The following is an 18,513-nucleotide window of genomic DNA, read 5'->3' as shown; positions in this document are numbered from 1 at the left end:
ACGGCGACGATCACCTGGTGGCCGGTGCGCCGGTGGGCAGGGTCGCGGTGTGGGTGGTGGTCGCGGCGGGCTGGCGGCCGTTGTAGGGGACGGTCAGGAAGGGGGTCAGGTCCAGGGCGGCCCGGGTGATCGGCTGGCTCGCGTTGTAGCCGGGCTTGGTCAGGTAGTACTTGAAGTTGGTGGTGGAGTGGCGGCCTCGATCTCCCAGGTGAAGGTGAGCTGCTGGCCCGCCGTCACCTTGGTGGTGGGCCAGGCGCCGCCGCGCGGGTTGTCCAGCGGGGCCCAGCGTCCGTCCCCGCCGGCGCAGATGGTGCCGTCGGCCGGGCCGCGGCCCGGGAAGCCCTTGGGGCCCTCGACGCTCTGGGGCTCCCACTGGATGTCGCCGCAGTCCCACGGGACGGCGTCGGCGCCGCAGAGCGCGGAGCGGCTGGGGGGCTGGTTGACGAAGCCGTGCGACTGGGCCGGCAGGGCCAGCGCGATCGGCAGGACGATCGCGGCCGCGGGGCCCCGATCAGGTGGCGTTTGCGCATGGTGCTCCCTCCGTGGGGGTGGATGGAGTGTGCGCCCGGCGCGGGGCGTGCGGACGGGCGTGCGCGTGGGGGTGCGCACGGGGCGCCGGCCGACGACTGGCGTGCTCGCGCCAGGCCGGTTGCCCGACACGTAGGAGCCGCCTTCCGGGCGTCAATGGTCTGAACCATTGCGGCGGCCCCCGCCCCCGCGGTGCCATCTGATGTGCCATCCGGCCCGCGAGAAAGCCCTAAGTAATTGCATGAGCGCTATACAGGCTCTAGCCGATATTTCAATCCATGGCTTATCCTGGCTGGAGCACACCCGCATCCGGAAGGAGGCCAGGCCCCATGACCGCCACGGACCCCGCGCTCACCGCCCTCGCCAGCGGTTGGGGCGCACTGTCCCTCCTGCACGGCAGGATCGAGTCGCACATCGAGCGCGCCTGCAGTCCAAGCACGACCTGAGCGTGCGGGAGTACTCGCTGCTCGACGTCCTCAGCCGCCAGCACGACGGCGAGGGCGGGCACCTGCAGATGAAGCAGGTCGCCGACGCCGTCGTGCTCAGCCAGAGCGCCACCACCGCCTGGTCACCCGCCTGGAGGACCGCGGCCTGCTGGCGCGCTACTGTGCCCGACCGACCGCCGCGGGATCTACACCAACGTGAGCGAGGACGGCCTGAAGCTCCTGGAGGAGGCCCGGCCGACCAACGACGCCGCCCTGCGGGAGGCGCTCGACGAGGCCGCCCGGAACCCCGAGCTGGTCTCGCTGGTCAAGGCGGTCGAGGCCGTGGACGCCGCCGCACCCCGCCCCTGACCCCGGGCGGCCCGCCGGCCGCTCCCCCGCCACCCCCACCGGGCCCGACCCGTCCCCGCCGCCCCGCGGCACCGGACGGATCGGGCCCGTCGGCGTTTCCGGACGGCCCCGCGCCGCCCCTCCCACCACATCCTCCTGCACACGCTCCTGTCTGCGCTTGCACTTATCACGCGTCTGCAACTATTGTGAAAGCACGCTAGACGCCCACTCAAGCACTCACGGAAGGGTTCGGGCCCATGCCCTCGCACTCCTCGCCCTGGCCATCGGCGCGTTCGGGATCGGGACCACCGAGTTCGTGATCATGGGCCTGCTGCCCCAGATCGCCGGCGACTACGGCGTCTCCATCCCCGACGCGGGCCTGCTGGTCACCGGCTACGCCCTCGGCGTCGTCATCGGCGCCCCGCTGATGACCGCCCTCGGCACCCGATCAGCCGCAAGACGATGCTGATGCTGCTGATGGGCCTGTTCGTGGTCGGCAACCTGCTCTCCGCGGTCGCCCCGAACTTCCCGCTGATGCTGGCCGGCCGCATCGTGACCTCACTGGCCCACGGCGCCTTCTTCGGCATCGGCTCCGTCGTCGCCGCCGAACTGGTCGCCCCCGAGAAGAAGGCCGGCGCCATCGCCACCATGTTCACCGGGCTGACCGTCGCCAACATCGTCGGCGTGCCGGCCGGCACCTTCATCGGCCAGGCCGTCGGCTGGCGCACCACCTTCGGCATCGTCGCCGTGCTCGGCGTGGCCGGCCTGCTCGGCATCGCCAGGCTGGTGCCCGCCACGCCGCGCCCGAGGGCGCCCACCTGCGCCGCGAGCTGACCGCCTTCCGCAACCCTCAGGTGCTGCTGGCGATGGCGATGACCGTCCTCGGCTTCGGCGGCGTCTTCGCCGCGATCACCTACATCGCGCCGATGATGACCAACGTCGCCGGCTACTCCGAGGGCGCGGTCACCTGGCTGCTGGTGCTGTTCGGCGTCGGGATGTTCCTCGGCAACCTGCTCGGCGGCAAGTTCGCCGACCGCAAGCTGATGCCGATGCTCTACACCACCCTCGGCGGCCTCGCGGTCGTCCTGGCGGTGTTCACCCTCACCGCGCACAGCAAGGTCCTCGCCGCCGTCACCATCCTGCTCGTCGGCGCCCTCGGCTTCGCCACCGTGCCGCCGCTGCAGAAGCGGGTGCTGGACCAGGCCCACGGCGCGCCCACCCTGGCATCGGCCGTCAACATCGGGGCGTTCAACCTCGGCAACGCGCTGGCCGCCTGGCTCGGCGGGATCGTCATCGCCGGCGGCCTCGGCTACACCGCCCCGAACTGGGTCGGCGCCGCCCTCGCCGCCGCCGCGCTCCTGCTCGCCCTCTGGTCCGCCGCCCTGGAGCGCCGCGCCCCGCGGCCTCGGCCGCCGCCGCCCCCGCACCGGCCGCCGTCCCCGTCCACCACTGACCGACCGCTCCCGCCTTCCCCCTCCCCCTTCACCCCTGGAGAAGCACCACCATGAGCACCACCACCGCCGTCGCCCCGCTGACCACCGCCGACGCCGAGACCCTCGTCTCCGCCGCCCGCGCCGCCGCCGAGGCGGCCGGGGCCACGGTCAGCGTCACCGTCCTGGACGCGGGCGGGCACCTGCTCGCCTTCCGCCGCGACGACCGCGCCGTGCTGATCTCCGGCGAGACCAGCACCCGCAAGGCCTACACCGCCCTCCAGCTGAATGCCCCGACCGCCGAGCTGGTCGACCTCGTCAAGCCGGACGGCCCGTTCCACTCCCTGCCCACCGCGCTGGACCGCCCCCTGCTGTTCATCGCCGGCGGCATCCCCGTCCACCGCGACGGCCGCCTGATCGGCGCCATCGGCATCGGCGGCGGCGCCCCCGAGCAGGACCACTCCTTCGCCACCACCGCCCTGGAGCAGCTCGCCTGACGGAGCGGCCCGCCTGACAGCGACCCCGCCCGCTCCGCCCGACGGCGGCCCCGCCCGTGACGGGCGGGGCCGCCGTTCCCCTACGCCCGGACGGAGCGAGGGCGAGGCCCGGGCCGCCTCAGGGGCGGGTGGCGGTGACCAGCCAGGCGGAGGTGCGCAGCCGTACGCCGTCGGGTCGGGCGTGGGGGGCGAGGGCGGTGGTGAGGGCGGCGCGGACGCGGTCGGCGCCGGTGGGGGTGCCGGCGGGGGCCGGGTGGGTGTGGTCGAGCAGGTCGGCCAGGTGGCGGGCGGGGCCGGAGCCGAGGAGGTGGCCGGCGGCGTCGGCGGCGTCGCGGCCGAAGTGTCCGTGGGCCTCGGCGGGTTCGGTGCGGACGTCGGTGAGGGCGGCGGCGTCGAGGACGCGGTGGATCTCGGCGGGGTCGGCGAGGGAGAACATGCCGGGTCCGGTGGGCGGGGCGGCGGCCCGCGGCGGGAGCGGGAGTGCGGCGCGCGCCTGCTCGAAGACCCGGACCCATTCGGTGCGGGCCGGGTCGGCCATGCAGACGAAGGCGAGGCGGCCGCCGGGGCGCAGGGCGCGGGCGATGTTGGCGAAGGCGGCGGCGGGGTCCTCGAAGAACATGATCCCGAAGCGGCTGATCGCGACGTCGAAGGCGGCGGTGGGCAGGGGGTGGATCTGGGCGTCGCCCTGCTCGAAGACGACGCGGTCCCGTTCGGCGGTCAGGGCGCGGGCCCGTTCCAGCATCGGGGCGGAGAGGTCGAGGCCGAGGACGGAGCCGCGGGTGGCGGCTTCGGCGGCGCGGCGGGTGGTGTGTCCGGCGCCGCAGCCGATGTCGAGGACGCGGTCGTCGGGGGTGATCGCGGCGGCGGCGAGGAGCAGCGGGTCGAAGCCTTCGTTGACGGCGTCCCAGCGGTCGTGGTGGTCGCTCCAGTGTCGGCCTTCGTCGCCGTTCCAGGCGTGGTTCTGGGCGGTGTTGACGGGTGTGCGCATGGGTTCGCTCCTGTCGGACCACTAGTATGGGCGAGTGCCCATAGCAAGGTATGGGCCAGTGCCCATACTGTGCAAGACCCTTTCCGGAGGACCTGGATGTCACCACGCGGCGTAGCGATCCCCGACGCGCGGGAGCGGCTGTTCGCGGCGGCCGAGCGCGTGCTCGCCCGGGAGGGGCCGGCCGGGCTGACCAACCGGTCCGTCACCGAGGAGGCGGACTGCGCGAAGGGGCTGCTGTACAACCACTTCGCCGACCTGGACGACTTCGTGGCCCAGCTCGTCCTGGACCGCTTCGAGCGGATCGCCGCCGAGGTCGCCCCGCTGCCGGAGCGGGCGGGCAGCGGGGACGTACGGGAGAACCTGGCCGGCGCCGCGCTCGTCCTGCTCGGCACCACCGGGCCGGTGATCGCGGCGGCGGCGGTCTCCCGGCAGGGCGCCGCGCAGCGGGTGCGGCTGGCCTGGGAGGCCGGCGCGCCGGGGCCGGACGCGGTCGAGGTCGCGCTCGCCCGCTACCTGGAGGCCGAGCAGCGGCTGGGCCGGGTCGGCGCGGACGCCGACTGCGCGATGCTGGCGCTCGCCCTCGCGGGCTCGGTCCACCACCTGCTGATGTACGGGGACCGGGCGGCCGACGGCCCCGCGCTGGTCCGGCGGCTGGTCGCCGCGCTGCTCCCCGGGGTGTGAGCCGGAAACCGGTACGGCGCCCTGAACGGTCAGGCCGTCAGGCGCAGTTCGACGGCGGCCTGGACGATGTTGGCCTGGTGCTCCGCCTGGCGGGCCACCGGGAGCCAGACGGGGCGGAAGCGGTGCTGGTAGCGGGCGCACCAGTCGTGCAGGAGGGCGTCCAGCCGGGCGGCCTCCGGGGCGGTGCGGGCCCCGGCGGGCTCGATGGCGCGGCGCAGCAGGGCGGCGGCGCGCACGGGGACGCGGTGGGCCCACAGGTCGATGCCGGCGAGTTTGGCCCTGGTCATCAGGCCCGGTCGCAGCAGGCCGCGGCCGAGGGCGCCGGGGTCCCATTCGTCGGCGAGCTGTCCGGAGGCGGTCAGCGGGCTGCGGACGGCGCGCAGCAGGGCGGTGTCGTCGGCGGGCAGGTGGGGCAGGGCGGTGTCGAGCAGTTCGGTGAGCAGGGCGCCGCGGGTGCGCAGCCGGTCGGCGGCGGCGCTCAGGCCCCGGGGGGCGTCGTCGGCGGGGCGGGTGTCGCCGAGGCGGTCGCTGGTCCAGGCGGGCACTTCGACGATGACGGTCTCGCCGCCGTGGCGCTGCGGGGCGAACCAGGTGGAGGCGCGGACGCCGCCGGTGTCGCCGGGCCGGGCGGAGGGGTGCGGGGCGAGCATGCCGGTGCTGCTCTCCTGCCGGTCGATGTGGTGGGGTTCCATCAGGAAGACGCCGGGCCGGATTCGCGCAGCCAGAAGGTGTCGTAGGTGCCGGTCTCGACGGGGATGCCGAGGGCGGCGGCGGAGGTGGCGAAGGGGGCGGCGAGGTCGGCCGGGTCGCGGGTGGCCTGGAGGAAGGTGCCGCCGACGTCCATGCTGTGCAGGGTGAACTGGAGGGCGGGGCGCAGTTCGTCGATGAGGTCGAGCAGGGCGCGGCTCTCGGGGAGCGGGGCGCCGATCGCCGGGGCCCATTCGGGCTGTTCCTCGGCGGCGGGGCGGAAGTAGCCGGCGAAGTACTCGGGCAGGGTGCGGGCGGTGACGGCGCGTCGGGCGAGGTGGGCGCCGTCGGGGTCGAGGCAGAGCAGGAAGTTCCAGGTCGCCGCGGTGCGCAGGGCGGGGCGGGCGAGGACCCGGTGGGCGAGTTCGACGGTGCTGGCGCGGCCGGCGAACTCGTCGGCGTGGGCGCCGGCCACGACCAGGACGTTGCGTTCGGCGCGGCCGACCGTCAGCAGGGTGAGGGGGCGGCCGGCGCGGGAGGTGCCGACGGTGCGCACCCGGCACAGGTCGGGCCGGGCGGCGGCCAGCCGGTGGGCGGTGTCGGCGAGTTCGGCGAGCGTGGGACAGCGGTCGTGGAGCAGGACCGCCTGGCCCGCGCCGGTCGAGGTGTCGGTGAGCATCCGGATTTCCCCCTGTGGTCGTCTCCCCCGGGCTGGGAGCGTACGACGGGCGGGGGCGTGGCGGGAGCGTCCCACACCGCCTTTGATCTGACGTATCATCCGATGATCTTGAAGGCTAGGAACGGGGATTTCGACATGGTCACGCGGATCGGCGCCGGCGCACGGGGGCTGGGCATCGGTATGGCGGCGATCGTCCTGGGAGGGGCGCTGAGCGCCTGCGGCTCCAGCGCGGTCTCGGGTGAACTGGCCGCCGGGGCACAGAAATGGGCGGACTTCACGACCGTGCTCTCCGACAAGGACGCGCTGAAGCACACCGTGCCCGACCGGGCGGCGCTGCCCGCCTGGGAGATCCAGAAGAGCGACGTCAAGGCGAAGGACGACGACGAGGACTGCCAGGGCTGCAAGCTGGAGGCCACCGCCGAGTTCGAGGACGGCAAGGTCACCGCCACTTTCGACGTCACCACCTTCGCCACCAAGGAACAGGCCGGCGCCTACCTCGCGAAGACGGCGACGTCGTTCGAGAAGAAGGCCCAGTCGCCGGCCAAGCTGGCGATGCCGACCATCGGCAACGAGACCGTGGCCTACGGCGCCACCTTCCGCAAGGGGCCGCGCAACGTCGTGCTGATGCGGGTGGGCACCACCGTCGCGGGCGTCATGCTCCAGGAGTCCTCGGACGTCAAGCAGTTGGAGAAGCTGGCGACGATGCTGGCCCGGCGCGTCGAGCAGACGGCCGCCGGTCAGACCCCCGACGCCGCCCTGGACGCCCGCTGAGCGGGCACTGAACGGGCACTGAGCGGCCCCGCCGGTCGCGGGGCACTGAGCGGGCGCTGAGCGGCCCCGCCGGTCGCGGGGGACGACCGGCGGGGCCGCGGGACCGGCGGGCGTGGCGGGGCCGGTCCCGGGACCGGTCAGGATTGGAGAAGCGCCGGGCGCCGTGCGGCCCCTAGCGTGATGGTCATGGCAACCACCGCTTCCACCGCAGCCCCCGCCTCCCTCGCGTCCGTCACCCTCGAGGTGGCCGACCCCGAGGCCGCCCGCCGCTTCTACCGCGCCTTCGGCGTGGACGCGTACGTACGCCTGCGGGCGTCCGGGGCGCACTCCGCCGGATTCCGCGGCTTCACCCTGGCGCTCACGGTGGCCGGGCCGGCCACCGTCGACGGCTTCGTCGGCGCCGCCGTGGACGCCGGCGCCACGGTGCTGAAGCCCGCCGCGAAGTCGCTGTGGGGCTACGGCGGCGTCGTCCAGGCCCCGGACGGGACGATCTGGAAGATCGCGACCTCGGCGAAGAAGGACACCGGCCCCGCCACCCGCGAGATCGACGAGGTCGTCCTGCTGATCGGCGTCGAGGACGTGAAGGCCACCAGGCAGTTCTACGTCGGCCGGGGCCTGACCGTGGCCAAGAGCTTCGGCGGCAAGTACACCGAGTTCGCCCCGGCCAGGCCGGCCCCGGTCGGCCCGGCCCCGTCAAGCTGGCGCTGTACAAGCGCCGCGCCCTCGCCAAGGACCTCGGCGTCCCCGCCGACGGCACCGGTTCGCACCGCGTCGTCCTCGGCGGCACCGCCGACGCCTTCGCCGACCCGGACGGCTTCGCCTGGGAGGCCGCCGCGCCGCCCGCCCCGGTGCCGTCCTGACGGCCGGCCCGGCCGGGCCCGACCTCAGCGTCCGGTCGGCGGTTCAGGCGCGGCGGGTCAGGTGCGACGGTTCAGGCGCGGCGGGTCAGGTGCGGGTGAGGCGGGCGGCGTCGAACTCGGCCCAGATCGTCTTGCCCCGGCCGTGCGGCTCGGCGCCCCAGCGGTCGGCCAGCCGCTCCACGATGACCAGGCCGTGGCCGCCGGGCAGGGCCGGCTCGTGCGGCAGCCGCGGGGCGGGCAGGGCCGGGCTGCGGTCGCTGACGCCGACCCGCAGCCGGGCCCCGGTGGCGTCCAGGAGCAGTTCCAGCGGGCCGTCGCCGTGCAGCATGGCGTTGGCGACGAGTTCCGCCACCAGCAGGAGGACGTCCGCGGCCACGCCCTCGCCGGTGCACGCGTACCAGTCGGCCAGGGCGCCGGCGGTGAAGGTCCGGGCGTGGGCGACCGGCTTGGGGAGCCCGGCAAGGGTCAGCCGTCTGCGCTGGCCGCCGGCGGGCAGCGTACGCCCGGCTCGGTGCGGATCACCGTCGAGGGTTCCCCGGCTCATCGTCATACGAGGGCACCCTTCGGCTCGACGGCGGTTGTCGCATGGTCGGTTTCCCGGCGCTTTCGGGATTATGCACCGCCGCGGCCCGGCCCGCGGCCCGGACGGCACACCCCGTCGACACCCGGCCACCACCCGGCCGACACGCGACCGGCACCCGACCGGCACTCCGGTCACCACCCCGACGGCACTCCGGCCGACACCCCGTCGGCGCTCCGGCCGGCACTCCGGCCGCCGCCCGTGGACGGGCGGGCCCGACCGCGCCCCGCTCAGCCCGCCAGGGCCTCCTCGACCGAGGCGTGCAGGGAGAACACCGCCTGCGCGCCGGTCAGTTCGAGGACCCGCATGACGGTGGCCGACACGGCGGCCAGGTGCAGGGCGACGCCCTCCTCCCCCGCCGCGAGCCGCGTCTTGAGCAGCAGGTTCAGGCCGGAGGAGTCGCAGAAGCCGACCCCCGAGAGGTCGATCACCACCGCGCGGGGGCGCCGCGCGACCAGGGCGGCGAGCGCCTCCGCGGCCGGCCCCAGCGTCTCGATGTCGAGGTCGCCCGCCAGGACGCACACCGCCGCGCCGCCCGTCCCGGGACGGACCTCCACCGCCCGCTCCGCCCGGGCCCGCGCGGCCGCCGGGGCGGTCTGCCGCCGGTCGTCGTCGGATGGCGTCATCGTCGTCCCCTCGATAGCCCTGCCCTCCGACCTTACGGAGGTCGCGCCCGCGGGCCAAGCAGGGGTCACGGACCGGACGGTGCCCCGCGGCACGGTCAGGCGTCCTCCAGGCCTTCGCGCAGGCGCCGCAGGGTGCGGCCGAGCAGCCGGGAGACGTGCATCTGGGACAGCCCGAGGCGCTCCCCGATCTGGGACTGCGTCAGGTCCTCGCAGAACCGCATCGACAGGATCAGCCGGTCCCGCTCGGGCAGGGCGGCGACCAGCGGCTTGAGCGCTACCAGGTCCTCCACGAGGGAGAGGTCCGGGTCGTCCTCGCCGAGGCGCTCGGCCAGCGGGCCGGGGCCGTCGTCGTCCTCCGTGCCGAGGTCCAGGGAGCCGGCGGTGTGCCCGTTCGCGGCGGTCAGGCCCTCGATCACCTCCTCGGCGGAGAGGTCGAGGTGCTCGGCGAGTTCGGCGACCGTGGGGGCGCGGTCCAGCCGCTGCGCCAGGCCCTCCTGGGCGCGGGCCAGCACGATCCGCAGCTCCTGGAGGCGGCGCGGCACGTGGACGGCCCAGGTGGTGTCCCGGAAGTGCCGGCGGATCTCGCCGAGGACGGTCGGCAGGGCGAAGGTGGTGAACTCGACGCCGAGGCCGGGGTCGAAGCGGTCGATGGCCTTGATCAGGCCGACCGCGCCGACCTGCAGCAGGTCCTCCTGCGGCTCGCGGTGCGCGGTGAAGCGGCGGATCGCGAACCGCACCAGCGACAGGTTCATCTCCACCAGGGTCGCCCGGACGTAGGAGTACTCCCGCGTCCCCTCCTCCAGCGCGGAGAGGCGCCGCAGCAGCACCCGGGTCAGCTCCCGCGCGTCGGCCGGGGCGATCTCCCGCGGGTCGTCGACGGCGGCCAGCCGCGACGGGAGCAGGTCCCGCAGCCCCCCGTCGGGCACGGCCGACGGGGACGACGGCCCACCCGTCGACGGATCGGCGGAAACGGGCAGTTCACCAGTGGGCGTGACCATCGGATTCCCTTCCTCCTGCGTCGGCGCGGTCGAAGGCCCCGGCTACCCGGTGAGGGCCGATCGATGCGCCCACCCGGGGTGGAGGTTTGGTGAAACCCGGCGACTGCCCCGGAGGCGACGGCGAAACCTCCGGACGACGGCTGACCCCAACCCATCTGTACCTACTAGTATGTACGGCACGGTGTCGAGCCCGGCACCGGCCCGGCACCCGGCCCCGGAGGGGGAGTCGCCATGCCTTTCGTCCGCATCGACGCGTCCGGAGCCGACCCCGGCCGGCTCGACGCCCTCGGACGCGCCGTCCACCAGGCCCTGACGGAGACCCTCGGCATCCCGCCCGACGACCACTTCCAGGTGCTGACCGGACACGACGGCGTCAGCAGCGCGCTGCGCTACGGCGGCTACCTCGGCGTGCACCGGGACGAGGGCATCGTCTACGTGTCCATCACGCTGCGCGCCGGGCGCCCGGACGAGCGCAAGCGCGCCCTGTACCGCAGGATCACCGAACTCGCCCACGCCCACGCGGGGACGGAGCCGCGCAACGTGTTCGTCGTCCTCACCGAGAACGCGCCGGTCGACTGGTCGCTCGGCCACGGCGAGGCCCAGTACGCCCCGGCGCCGCAGGAGGACCCCGCGCCGCAGGAGTGCCCCCCGGAGTGACCTGCGGGGGGCGAGCCGCGAAGCCGGCTAGCGCTGGTGGAGCTTGCGGGCCGCGGTGCGGATGGCGCGGGTGTAGGGGGCGTCCAGGGCGCGGGTGGGGGCGTCGAGTTCGGCGAAGGGCACCAGGGCCCGGTGGGTGTCGTCGGTGGCCTGGGTCCAGGCGGTCCAGGCGTTGTGGACGTCCTCGTCGGTGACCGCCTCGCCCTTGGCCTGGAGCAGGACGGCGTAGATGCGGAAGAGGTCGTCGGAGCCCGCGGGGGGTCTGGCCTCCGTGGGCAGGCAGTCGCGGATGAGTTCGGCGATGGGGTCGAGGTGGCTCATACGGCCAGTGTGCCGGTGACGAGGGTGCCGGTGAGCAGGATCAGGTGGGCTGCCGCGAAGACCACCGGCACGGCCCGCTCGCTGGTGCCGAGTTCGGTGTAGTGCTTGTGCCAGCGGCCCCGGCGGGAGGCGCTCCTGAGGGTGTCCCACTCGTCGGTGTAGATCCGCGCGGCGAGGTCCGCCTCCAGGGCGTTGATGACCTTGAACTTGGCGGCGTTGAGGTCGCGGTAGCTGCGCAGCTGCATCCACCAGGCGACGGAGAGGGTGATGCCGGCCAGCGCGACGGCGGTCGCCACCCACCACGGGGACTCGGAGAGCCTGGGTATGCCGAATCCGATGAGGGTGACCAGGGCGGTCTGCACGGACAGGAAGAAGGTGTTGGCGGTGCCCCGGCGGGCCGAGACGCGGTCGGCCATCTCCACGGCGAGTTTGTAGAGCTCCAGCAGTTCGTTCTGGCGGGTCGGCTCCGGCGGGACGGTCATCGCTGCTCCCTCGGGCGGGCGGGCGGCGGGGACGAACCGTTCGGGCACGGTGGCGCCCCCGCCTGCGCTGATGGAGCGTCATGTTCCCGGTGGGGGCGTGGTTCTACCGGCCGGGTGCGGAGGCGCTCGCCGTGGCGCCCGCCGAGGCCGTCGCCGTCGCGGTCGGGAGGCCCTGCAGCGCGGCCAGGGCCGCCAGGGCGCCCGCCTCGCCGTCCTCGTACTGGTGGGCGCGGGCGGTGCGCACGGCGGCGTCGAGGTGGCGGGCGGCCTCCTCCGGGTGGCCGGTGGCGGCGAGGGCGCGGCCGTAGAGGGTCTGCAGCAGGACCCGGCGGGCGGCGGGGAAGGCGGTTCGGCCAGCGCCAGGCCGCGGGCGGCGTGGTGGGCGGCCTCCTCGGGCATGCCGTCGGCGAGGCAGGCGTGGGCGAGGTGCTGGCGGGCGAGGGCGGCCAGGTCGGCGCGGTCGGCCCGCTCCGCGAGGGAGAGGGCGCGCACCAGCAGGCCGCGTACCCGCGCGTTGCGGCCGTAGCGGCCGAGGGCGACGGCCAGGTTCATCAGGCGACGGCCTGCGCGGCGCCGTCCCCGGCCCGGGCGGCGAGGTCGGGGGCGCGTTCCAGGTGGACGAGGGCCTGTTCGTGGCGGCCCTCCTCCAGCAGGACCCAGCCGAGCAGGGCGCGGGCGCGGGACTGGGCGGCGGGGTCGTGGTCGGCCTCGGCGGCGGCCAGGCCGTGTTCGAGCAGCGGCACCCAGCCGTCCCTGACCTGCCAGACGATCAGCGGCCACTGCAGCAGGACCAGGCGCCAGGCGCGGTCGTGCAGCCCGGCCGCGACCGCCGCGTCCACCGCGCCGCGCAGGGTGTCCCGTTCGGCGGCGTACCAGGCGAGGGCGCTCGCCCGGTCCGGGAAGGGGCGGACGTCGGCGGGCCGGGTGCGGGCGGCAGGGCGCAGCAGGGTTCGCTGCCGGGTTCGGCGGCGTCGCAGGCGGCGACGAGGGTGTTCAGCAGGTGGTCGAGCAGGCGCGGCAGCACCTGGTCGTCGATGTCGCCGGGCAGGCTGCGGGCGTAGAGGCGGACGAGGTCGTGCAGGGTGTAGGCGTCGCGGCCGATCTCGACGAGCAGGTGGGCGGTGGCGAGCTGGCCGAGCGCCGTGGCGGCCTCGGCGGGGCGGCAGTCGGCGAGCGCGGCGGCGGTGCGGCTGTCGAGGGTGGTGCCGGTGTGGGCGCGAGGCGGTGGAACATCCGGCGGGCGGGTTCGGACAGGTGCTGGACGGTGAGGGCGAGGGTGGCGGCGACGCTGGTGTCCTCGATCTCCAGGAGGTCCAGCCGGCTCTGTTCGTCGGCGAGTTCGTCGGCGAGCAGGGCGAGGTCGCGGGCCGGTCCGGTGGCGACCCGGGCGGCGGCCAGGCGCAGGGCGAGCGGCAGCCCGTCGCACAGGCAGGCCAGCCGGGCGGCGGCCTCGGGTTCGGCGGCGACCAGGTCGGCGCCGAGGGTGGCGGCGAGCAGGGTGACGGCCTGCGGGGGCGAGAGTTCGGCGAGCGGGACGGGGCGGGCGGCGTCGGAGGCGACCAGGCCGCCGAGCCGGTCGCGGCTGGTGACCAGGGTGACGCAGTCCTCGCCGTCGGGCAGCAGCGGGCGGACCTGGTCGGAGCGGCGGGCGTTGTCCAGGACGATGAGCATCCGGCGGTCGGCGGTCAGTTCCCGGTAGCGGGCGGCCAGCGCCTCGGGGGTGGCGGGCATCTGCTCGGCGGGCAGGCCCAGGCCGAGCAGCAGTTCGCGCAGCACGGCGGGGGTGGAACGTTCCGGCAGCGGGCTGTGGCCGCACAGGTCGACGAAGAGTCGGCCGTCGGGGAAGTCGTCCTGGCGGCGGTGGGCCCAGTACAGGGCGAGGGTGGTCTTGCCGATCCCGGCGCCGCCGGTGACCACGGCGATCGCGCCGGGTCCGGCGGCGGCGCGGTCGAGCGCGGCCAGTTCGTCCTCGCGGCCGGAGAAGCCGCGCGGGCGCCGGGGAAGGGCCAGGGCGCGGTGCGCGGCGGGCGGGCGGGCGGTACGGGTGTGGGCGGCGCGACCGGTGCGCCGGCGGCCCCAGGGACGGGGGCCGCTCCGGACGCGGGGTGCGAGTCGGGGACGGAGGACAGCCCGCCGACGGTGGCCACCCGCGGCGGCGGGACCCGGTCGGAGCGGCGCGGCGGCGCGGCGGGGGTGTGCAGCAGGAAGTCGTAGGCCTCGACGAGGTCGGGGCCCGGGTCGATGCCCAGTTCCTCGGCCAGGGCCCGGCGGGTGCGGTGGAACCAGTCCAGCGCCTCCGAGCGCCGCCCGGCCCGGCCGAGCGCCAGGACGAGCGCGGCCACCAGCGGCTCGCGCAGCGGGTTCATGGTGGCCTCGGTGGACAGCACGCCGGCCGCGGCGCCGTGGTCGCCGAGCCGGCCGTGGGCGCGGGCCAGCTCCTCCACGGCGGCGAGCCGCAGCTCCTCCAGGGCGTGCGCGGCGCACTGCAGCGGGACGCTGGGCGCGGTGCCGGCCAGCGCGGGGCCGCGCCACAGCGCGAGCGCCTCCTGGAGCGCCGTGACGGCCTCGGCGGCGTCGGGCGTCGTCCGGCGGAGCGCAGCAGGCGTTCGAAGCGGTCGGTGTCCACGGCGAGGTCGGGCACCCGCAGCAGGTAGGCGCCGCCGTCGGTGACCAGTTCGACGCCGCCGTCGGGCGCGCCGTGGGCGGCGAGCAGGGCGCGCAGGCCGGAGACGTGGTTGTGGATGACGGTGCGCGAGTGCCGGGGCGGTTCCTCGTCCCACAGGGTCTCGGTGAGCCGGTCGACGGTGACGGGTGCGCCGGGGTTGAGCAGCAGCATGGCCAGCAGGCTGCGCCGTTTGGCGGACCCTACCGGGAGTTCCCGGCCGTCCGCGGCCACCGCGGCCACCGATCCCAGCAGTCGGAAATCCAAGACCCGCCCTCATTCAACGTGACAAGCATATGACAGTAGGCGACTCGGCGATCACGGGATGTCGCCCGGGTGACGCCAAGGTGGCCACCGGATGACGGCCGGGTACCACGGCTTCGCCCACCGCACCGCCGACCGGTCCGCGGCCCTTGGCCCAGAGCTTGCGCCGTGGACCGTACCGGCCGCCAGGGATCACCGGCGATCCGGAACGGTGGAACGCCCGAGCAGGCCCTGACCAGGGCGGATGCCGGACACCTGGAACGCGCCGCCGAAACGCGGACGGATTCGGCGGAACCCGCGGCGGCCACCAGAATGGTGCGGACCGATCTTCGGAAGTACAGAAAGCAGACCCCATCATGGATCTCGGCGTGCGCTGGAAGCTGCACGGTGACGGGCGCACGCCCGAACCGGGGGCGGTCGTCCGCCCCGACGAACGGCTCTCCTGGCCCCGCACCGTAGGACTCGGCGCCCAGCACGTGGTGGCGATGTTCGGGGCGAGCTTCGTCGCGCCCGTGCTGATGGGGCTCGACCCCAACCTCGCGATCATGATGTCCGGCGTCGCCACCGTGATCTTCCTGCTGGCCACCCGCGGCCGGGTGCCCAGCTACCTGGGATGCTCGCTGTCCTTCGTGGGCGTCGCCGCGGTGATCCGGGCGCAGGGCGGCACCAGCGCCACCGTCACCGGCGCGGTGCTCGTGGTGGGCGTGGCGCTGTTCCTGGTGGGCGTCGCCGTCCAGCGGTTCGGGGCGCGGATCATCCACGCGGCGATGCCGCCGATCGTCACCGGCGCGGTCGTCATGCTGATCGGCTTCAACCTGGCCCCGGTCACCGCCTCGACGTACTGGCCGCAGGACCAGTGGACGGCGCTGCTCGTGATGTTCTTCACCGGGCTGGCCGTGGTCGGCCTGCGCGGCTTCTGGTCGCGGGTGGCGATTTTCCTGGGGCTGGTCTTCGGGTACGGGATCTCCTGGCTGTTCGACCGGGTCTTCGGGAAGATCCACTCGGTGGACGCGAGCGGGCACCTGACCGACCACTGGCGGCTGGACCTGTCCGGCGTCGGCAAGGCCGACTGGGTCGGCCTGCCCACCCTGCACGGCCCGTCCTTCCAGTGGTCCGCGATCCTGGTCGCGCTGCCCGTGGTGATCGCGCTGGTCGCCGAGAACGCCGGGCACGTCAAGGCCGTCGGCGAGATGACCGGCGCCGACCTGGACGACAAGCTCGGCACCGCGATCTCCGCGGACGGCGTCGCCTCCATCCTCTCCACCGCCGTCGGCGGCCCGCCGAACACCACGTACTCGGAGAACATCGGCGTCATGGCCGCCACCCGGGTCTACTCCACCGCCGCGTACTGGGCCGCCGCCGGCTTCGCCCTGCTCTTCGGCCTCTGCCCCAAGTTCGGCGCCATCGTGGCCGCCATCCCCGGCGGGGTGCTCGGCGGCATCACCGTCATCCTGTACGGCATGATCGGCCTGCTCGGCGCGCAGATCTGGACCAAGTCCGGGGTCGACCTGCGCAACCCGCTCAACCTGGTGCCGGCCGCGGCGGGCATCATCATCGGCATCGGCAACGTGACGCTCAAGTTCACCGACACCTTCAGCCTCAGCGGCATCGCGCTGGGCACCCTCGTCGTCATCACCGGCTACCACGCGCTGCGGGCACTGGCCCCGGCCCACCTCAAGACCCAGGAGCCGCTGCTGGACGAGGGCACCTCCTCGTACGACGAGCAGGCCGGGACCGGCACCGGGAGCTGACGGGGGCACCGGCGGAAGTGGTCGCAGGATTACTTCCGCCGGTGTTTCCGCCTGGTTTGAAAGCCCGACGGATGGTCGAATCGCTGCGTAAGCCCACGTCGCAGCCCATTTCGACCTCGGGAGAGGCATGTCCCTGCTGTCCGACCGCCGCAAGCTCACCTACGGGGGCGTGGCCACCGCCGTACTCGCCCTCTCCTGGGCCTCCGTGACCCCCAGCAGCGCGGCGGGCCAGGTCCTGTGGACCCCGAGCACGAGCAAGGGCCCGTCCTCCTTCCCCTCCGTGCAGTGCGCCTCGGGCAACTTCAAGGTCGTCAACGACGCGGCCAAGGGCAAGGTGTGGCGGGCGTACCAGGCGGCCGGCGAGGAGCGCTGCGAGACGGTCGGCCCCGACCTGAAGAACGGCGACACGTTCTACCTGGGGTGGTCGTCCAAGGTCGACATCAAGGACGACAACAGCCGGTACGTCTTCCAGCTGAAGTGCTCGCCGAGCACCGACACGGCCAACCACCCGATCGAGATCGACGCCACCAACGGCCGCATCCGGCTGCAGGAGTGGGACACCGAGCACGTGTCGCACACCCTGTGGACCGCGCCGACGACGAACGGCCAGTGGCACTCGTACGCGCTGAAGATCCGCCTGGGCCGGACCGACGGAACGATCGACTTCTGGTTCGACGGCAAGAAGCAGACCTTCACCACCGGCTCCGGCACCTTCAAGGGCACCACCTGGGACGGCGACCGGAACTACCTCAAGTGGGGCTCGTACCACGAGTCCACGGCGGACGCGACGAACACCTTCACCAGCCCGGTGATGGCGACGACCCTTGAGGCGGCCACCGCCGGCTCGTAGGCCCCCGCACCACCTCAGGCTCGGACCGCTTGTGGGGGCGGTCCGGGCCTGAGGCTTTTTCAGAGGTCGCGCCCGGGTCCTCACCCCTGCCGATAGGCCTGGACGAGCAACGTGTCGGCCGAGCGTGAACCCGAAGTAGTGGAGGGGAGCCGGTCGATACTGATCTCCGTGAACCCAGCCTCGTCCAGCAGCTTCGTCCAGACGTGCTCTTGGAGGACCCAGCGGCGCATCGTTGTCGGAGTGCCGTCCGAGGTACGGGCCGGGATGTCGGCGTGCCGGACGTCCGGCTCGGCGGGCGCTCCACCGACGTAGCACCCCAGGGTGGAGGCGACGAGAAGTCCGCCGGGACGCAGGGAACGGGCGGCGACGGAAAGCAGCCGGTGGGGGTCGGCAAAGCAGAGGCTGCCGAACACCGAGTAGAGGACGTCGTACTCGTCCGGATACGCGTCCAGGTGCTCGATCGCGTCGGCGTGCAGTGGGCGCAGGCGCGGCGCGAGACAGCCGTAGAGGCTGCATGCCATCGCGTGCTGGGCGGAGGAGGCATCGATGGCGTCGACCCGGGCCGGGGCCTGGTGGGCGACGAGGTGGGCGGCGTGTCGGGCTGCGCCCGCGCCGAGGTCGGCCACGACGAGATCGGTGAGGTCACCCAGTACCTCGGCCCCCGGTCCGCCGTCCTGGGCCCAGACCCAGGAGAAGGAGTCGGGGACGGTCCGGTCGGTGTCGGCGCGGGTGCGGCCGTAGTGGTGCCAGAGGTCTGGCTCGGCGCCTTGGGCGGGGGAGGTGGTCTTCACCCGGGCCATCCTGGTGCCCGGTGCACCCGGGCGTAGGGATTCGGGTGAACCGCACCCGTCCGTGTTGCGGTGGTCCCGGCCCAGCCGGGACCACCGCAACTAGCCGATCAGTGCGAGTCGTTGCCGGGGTGGCAGGGGCTGCAGTTGGCGGCGTCGGCCCACAGCGGAAGGTCCACGTCCCAGCCGTCGGCGGCGATGAGCCGGGCGGTGCGCAGGACGGTGCCGTCGTTCTTGAACTCGACGGCCGGCACGTGGTGCAGGAAGTGGCCCTCGTTGTGGGTCCGGCACAGCTCGGCGTAGGCGACGGTGTCCAGGATGATCGTGTGGACGCCGATGTCCACCAGCGAGCTGGGGCCGAGGCTCAGGTGTTCGCCGCGATGGGCCATCGCGGTCAGCAGGTAGGCGTAGCCCTGGCCGAGGACGCGGGTGGCCATGACGGAGTCGTAGGGGTAGTCGCGCATCAGCAGGTTGACCTGCTTGTCCCACAGATCGGTGGGGATGTGGTCGCGAACGTTCCGGAGCGGGCCGACGATCGGGTCGGTGGGTGCAACTGCGGTTGCCATGGTTCCTCCGACTGCTGTTGGGGCACCTGGTGGTGCCGGGCACTGCCCGGCGCCACTGTGAAAAACTACGGACC

At 74.3% G+C, this 18,513-nt stretch carries 19 protein-coding genes and 6 pseudogenes; 9 read left to right on the top strand and 16 right to left on the bottom strand.

Annotated elements, in window-relative coordinates; translation table 11 throughout:
* Positions 1–10 precede the first annotated feature (10 nt).
* Positions 11–609 (bottom strand): annotated as a pseudogene (locus ACYP53_RS43540) (lytic polysaccharide monooxygenase).
* A 248-nt stretch (positions 610–857) separates the two neighbouring features.
* Between ACYP53_RS43540 and ACYP53_RS43535 the strand changes: the two are divergent.
* The 3 genes and pseudogenes from ACYP53_RS43535 (at position 858) to ACYP53_RS43525 (ending at position 3,228) form a co-directional block, all read left to right on the top strand.
* A pseudogene (locus ACYP53_RS43535) lies at positions 858–1,322 on the top strand (MarR family winged helix-turn-helix transcriptional regulator).
* 256 nt (positions 1,323–1,578) lie between these two features.
* Positions 1,579–2,809, top strand: a pseudogene (locus ACYP53_RS43530) (MFS transporter).
* Positions 2,806–3,228, top strand: coding sequence for a GlcG/HbpS family heme-binding protein (locus tag ACYP53_RS43525; protein WP_459651372.1), 423 nt, complete (start codon positions 2,806–2,808; stop codon positions 3,226–3,228). The pseudogene ACYP53_RS43530 and the gene ACYP53_RS43525 overlap by 4 nt, the downstream one beginning before the upstream one ends.
* A gap of 118 nt (positions 3,229–3,346) precedes the next feature.
* Here the strand turns inward: ACYP53_RS43525 and ACYP53_RS43520 are convergent, their stop codons facing one another.
* The gene (locus tag ACYP53_RS43520) at positions 3,347–4,216 is read right to left on the bottom strand and encodes a class I SAM-dependent methyltransferase (protein ID WP_459651371.1); all 870 of its coding nucleotides are present in this window, start codon (positions 4,214–4,216) and stop codon (positions 3,347–3,349) included.
* Between the two features lie 96 nt (positions 4,217–4,312).
* On the opposite strand from ACYP53_RS43520, the gene ACYP53_RS43515 reads away from it, so the two are divergent.
* The gene (locus ACYP53_RS43515) at positions 4,313–4,897 is read left to right on the top strand and encodes a TetR/AcrR family transcriptional regulator (protein WP_189924425.1); all 585 of its coding nucleotides are present in this window, start codon (positions 4,313–4,315) and stop codon (positions 4,895–4,897) included.
* 29 nt (positions 4,898–4,926) lie between these two features.
* Here ACYP53_RS43515 and ACYP53_RS43510 read toward each other — a convergent pair whose 3' ends face one another.
* Positions 4,927–5,589, bottom strand: coding sequence for a hypothetical protein (locus ACYP53_RS43510; RefSeq protein WP_459651370.1), 663 nt, complete (start codon positions 5,587–5,589; stop codon positions 4,927–4,929).
* Entirely contained in the window at positions 5,589–6,263 is a 675-nt protein-coding gene (locus ACYP53_RS43505) for a M14 family zinc carboxypeptidase (protein ID WP_459651369.1), read from the bottom strand. Before ACYP53_RS43505 ends, ACYP53_RS43510 begins: the two co-directional genes overlap by 1 nt.
* Positions 6,264–6,398: 135 nt before the next feature.
* Between ACYP53_RS43505 and ACYP53_RS43500 the strand changes: the two genes are divergently transcribed.
* On the top strand, positions 6,399–7,034 hold the full coding sequence (locus tag ACYP53_RS43500) for a hypothetical protein (RefSeq protein ID WP_459651368.1): 636 nt from the start codon (positions 6,399–6,401) through the stop codon (positions 7,032–7,034).
* Positions 7,035–7,214: 180 nt separating this feature from the next.
* Positions 7,215–7,894, top strand: a pseudogene (locus tag ACYP53_RS43495) (glyoxalase).
* A gap of 85 nt (positions 7,895–7,979) precedes the next feature.
* Here ACYP53_RS43495 and ACYP53_RS43490 read toward each other — a convergent pair.
* The 3 genes from ACYP53_RS43490 to ACYP53_RS43480 form a co-directional block, all read right to left on the bottom strand.
* Positions 7,980–8,444: an ATP-binding protein gene (locus tag ACYP53_RS43490; protein ID WP_189924417.1), complete on the bottom strand. Its 465-nt coding sequence runs from the start codon at positions 8,442–8,444 to the stop codon at positions 7,980–7,982.
* Between the two features lie 260 nt (positions 8,445–8,704).
* Positions 8,705–9,100, bottom strand: a complete 396-nt coding sequence (locus ACYP53_RS43485) for an STAS domain-containing protein (RefSeq protein WP_459651367.1) — start codon at positions 9,098–9,100, stop codon at positions 8,705–8,707.
* A 95-nt stretch (positions 9,101–9,195) separates the two neighbouring features.
* Positions 9,196–10,098, bottom strand: a complete 903-nt coding sequence (locus ACYP53_RS43480; protein ID WP_459651366.1) for a SigB/SigF/SigG family RNA polymerase sigma factor — start codon at positions 10,096–10,098, stop codon at positions 9,196–9,198.
* Positions 10,099–10,329: 231 nt separating this feature from the next.
* Between ACYP53_RS43480 and ACYP53_RS43475 the strand changes: the two genes are divergently transcribed.
* Positions 10,330–10,755 (top strand): tautomerase family protein, encoded by a 426-nt coding sequence (locus tag ACYP53_RS43475; protein ID WP_459651365.1) that lies wholly within the window; start codon positions 10,330–10,332, stop codon positions 10,753–10,755.
* A gap of 27 nt (positions 10,756–10,782) precedes the next feature.
* Here ACYP53_RS43475 and ACYP53_RS43470 read toward each other — a convergent pair whose 3' ends face one another.
* From ACYP53_RS43470 to ACYP53_RS43440, 7 genes and pseudogenes are all read right to left on the bottom strand, one after another.
* Complete coding sequence (locus ACYP53_RS43470; RefSeq protein ID WP_189924408.1) at positions 10,783–11,076, bottom strand: DUF7701 domain-containing protein; 294 nt, start codon at positions 11,074–11,076, stop codon at positions 10,783–10,785.
* On the bottom strand, positions 11,073–11,558 hold the full coding sequence (locus ACYP53_RS43465) for a RipA family octameric membrane protein (RefSeq protein ID WP_189924406.1): 486 nt from the start codon (positions 11,556–11,558) through the stop codon (positions 11,073–11,075). The genes ACYP53_RS43470 and ACYP53_RS43465 overlap by 4 nt, the downstream gene beginning before the upstream one ends.
* A 103-nt stretch (positions 11,559–11,661) precedes the next feature.
* Positions 11,662–11,802 carry a hypothetical protein gene (locus ACYP53_RS43460; protein WP_459651364.1) on the bottom strand — a complete coding sequence of 47 codons (141 nt, stop codon included), beginning with the start codon at positions 11,800–11,802 and terminating at the stop codon, positions 11,662–11,664.
* A 307-nt stretch (positions 11,803–12,109) separates the two neighbouring features.
* Positions 12,110–12,397 (bottom strand): hypothetical protein, encoded by a 288-nt coding sequence (locus ACYP53_RS43455; RefSeq protein WP_459651363.1) that lies wholly within the window; start codon positions 12,395–12,397, stop codon positions 12,110–12,112.
* Between the two features lie 154 nt (positions 12,398–12,551).
* The gene (locus tag ACYP53_RS43450) at positions 12,552–13,475 is read right to left on the bottom strand and encodes an NB-ARC domain-containing protein (RefSeq protein ID WP_459651362.1); all 924 of its coding nucleotides are present in this window, start codon (positions 13,473–13,475) and stop codon (positions 12,552–12,554) included.
* A 350-nt stretch (positions 13,476–13,825) separates the two neighbouring features.
* Positions 13,826–14,338 (bottom strand): annotated as a pseudogene (locus tag ACYP53_RS43445) (AfsR/SARP family transcriptional regulator); the annotation flags it as partial.
* A pseudogene (locus ACYP53_RS43440) lies at positions 14,266–14,454 on the bottom strand (AfsR/SARP family transcriptional regulator); the annotation flags it as partial. The pseudogenes ACYP53_RS43445 and ACYP53_RS43440, both read right to left, overlap by 73 nt.
* Positions 14,455–14,840: 386 nt before the next feature.
* Between ACYP53_RS43440 and ACYP53_RS43435 the strand changes: the two are divergent.
* Positions 14,841–16,235, top strand: a complete 1,395-nt coding sequence (locus ACYP53_RS43435; protein WP_459651361.1) for a uracil-xanthine permease family protein — start codon at positions 14,841–14,843, stop codon at positions 16,233–16,235.
* A 127-nt stretch (positions 16,236–16,362) separates the two neighbouring features.
* The gene (locus ACYP53_RS43430; RefSeq protein ID WP_189924400.1) at positions 16,363–17,085 is read left to right on the top strand and encodes a heparin lyase I family protein; all 723 of its coding nucleotides are present in this window, start codon (positions 16,363–16,365) and stop codon (positions 17,083–17,085) included.
* An 80-nt stretch (positions 17,086–17,165) separates the two neighbouring features.
* Here the strand turns inward: ACYP53_RS43430 and ACYP53_RS43425 are convergent, their stop codons facing one another.
* Both ACYP53_RS43425 and ACYP53_RS43420 read right to left on the bottom strand, forming a co-directional pair.
* Positions 17,166–17,876: a class I SAM-dependent methyltransferase gene (locus tag ACYP53_RS43425; protein ID WP_459651360.1), complete on the bottom strand. Its 711-nt coding sequence runs from the start codon at positions 17,874–17,876 to the stop codon at positions 17,166–17,168.
* 107 nt (positions 17,877–17,983) lie between these two features.
* Entirely contained in the window at positions 17,984–18,439 is a 456-nt protein-coding gene (locus ACYP53_RS43420; RefSeq protein ID WP_189924390.1) for a glycine-rich domain-containing protein, read from the bottom strand.
* Between the last annotated feature and the right edge of the window lie 74 nt (positions 18,440–18,513).

The sequence above is a fragment of the Kitasatospora sp. Ki12 genome (genome assembly GCF_054601375.1).
Note: the sequence above shows the minus strand (reverse complement) of the source record. Positions and strands in the feature narration are given on the sequence as shown.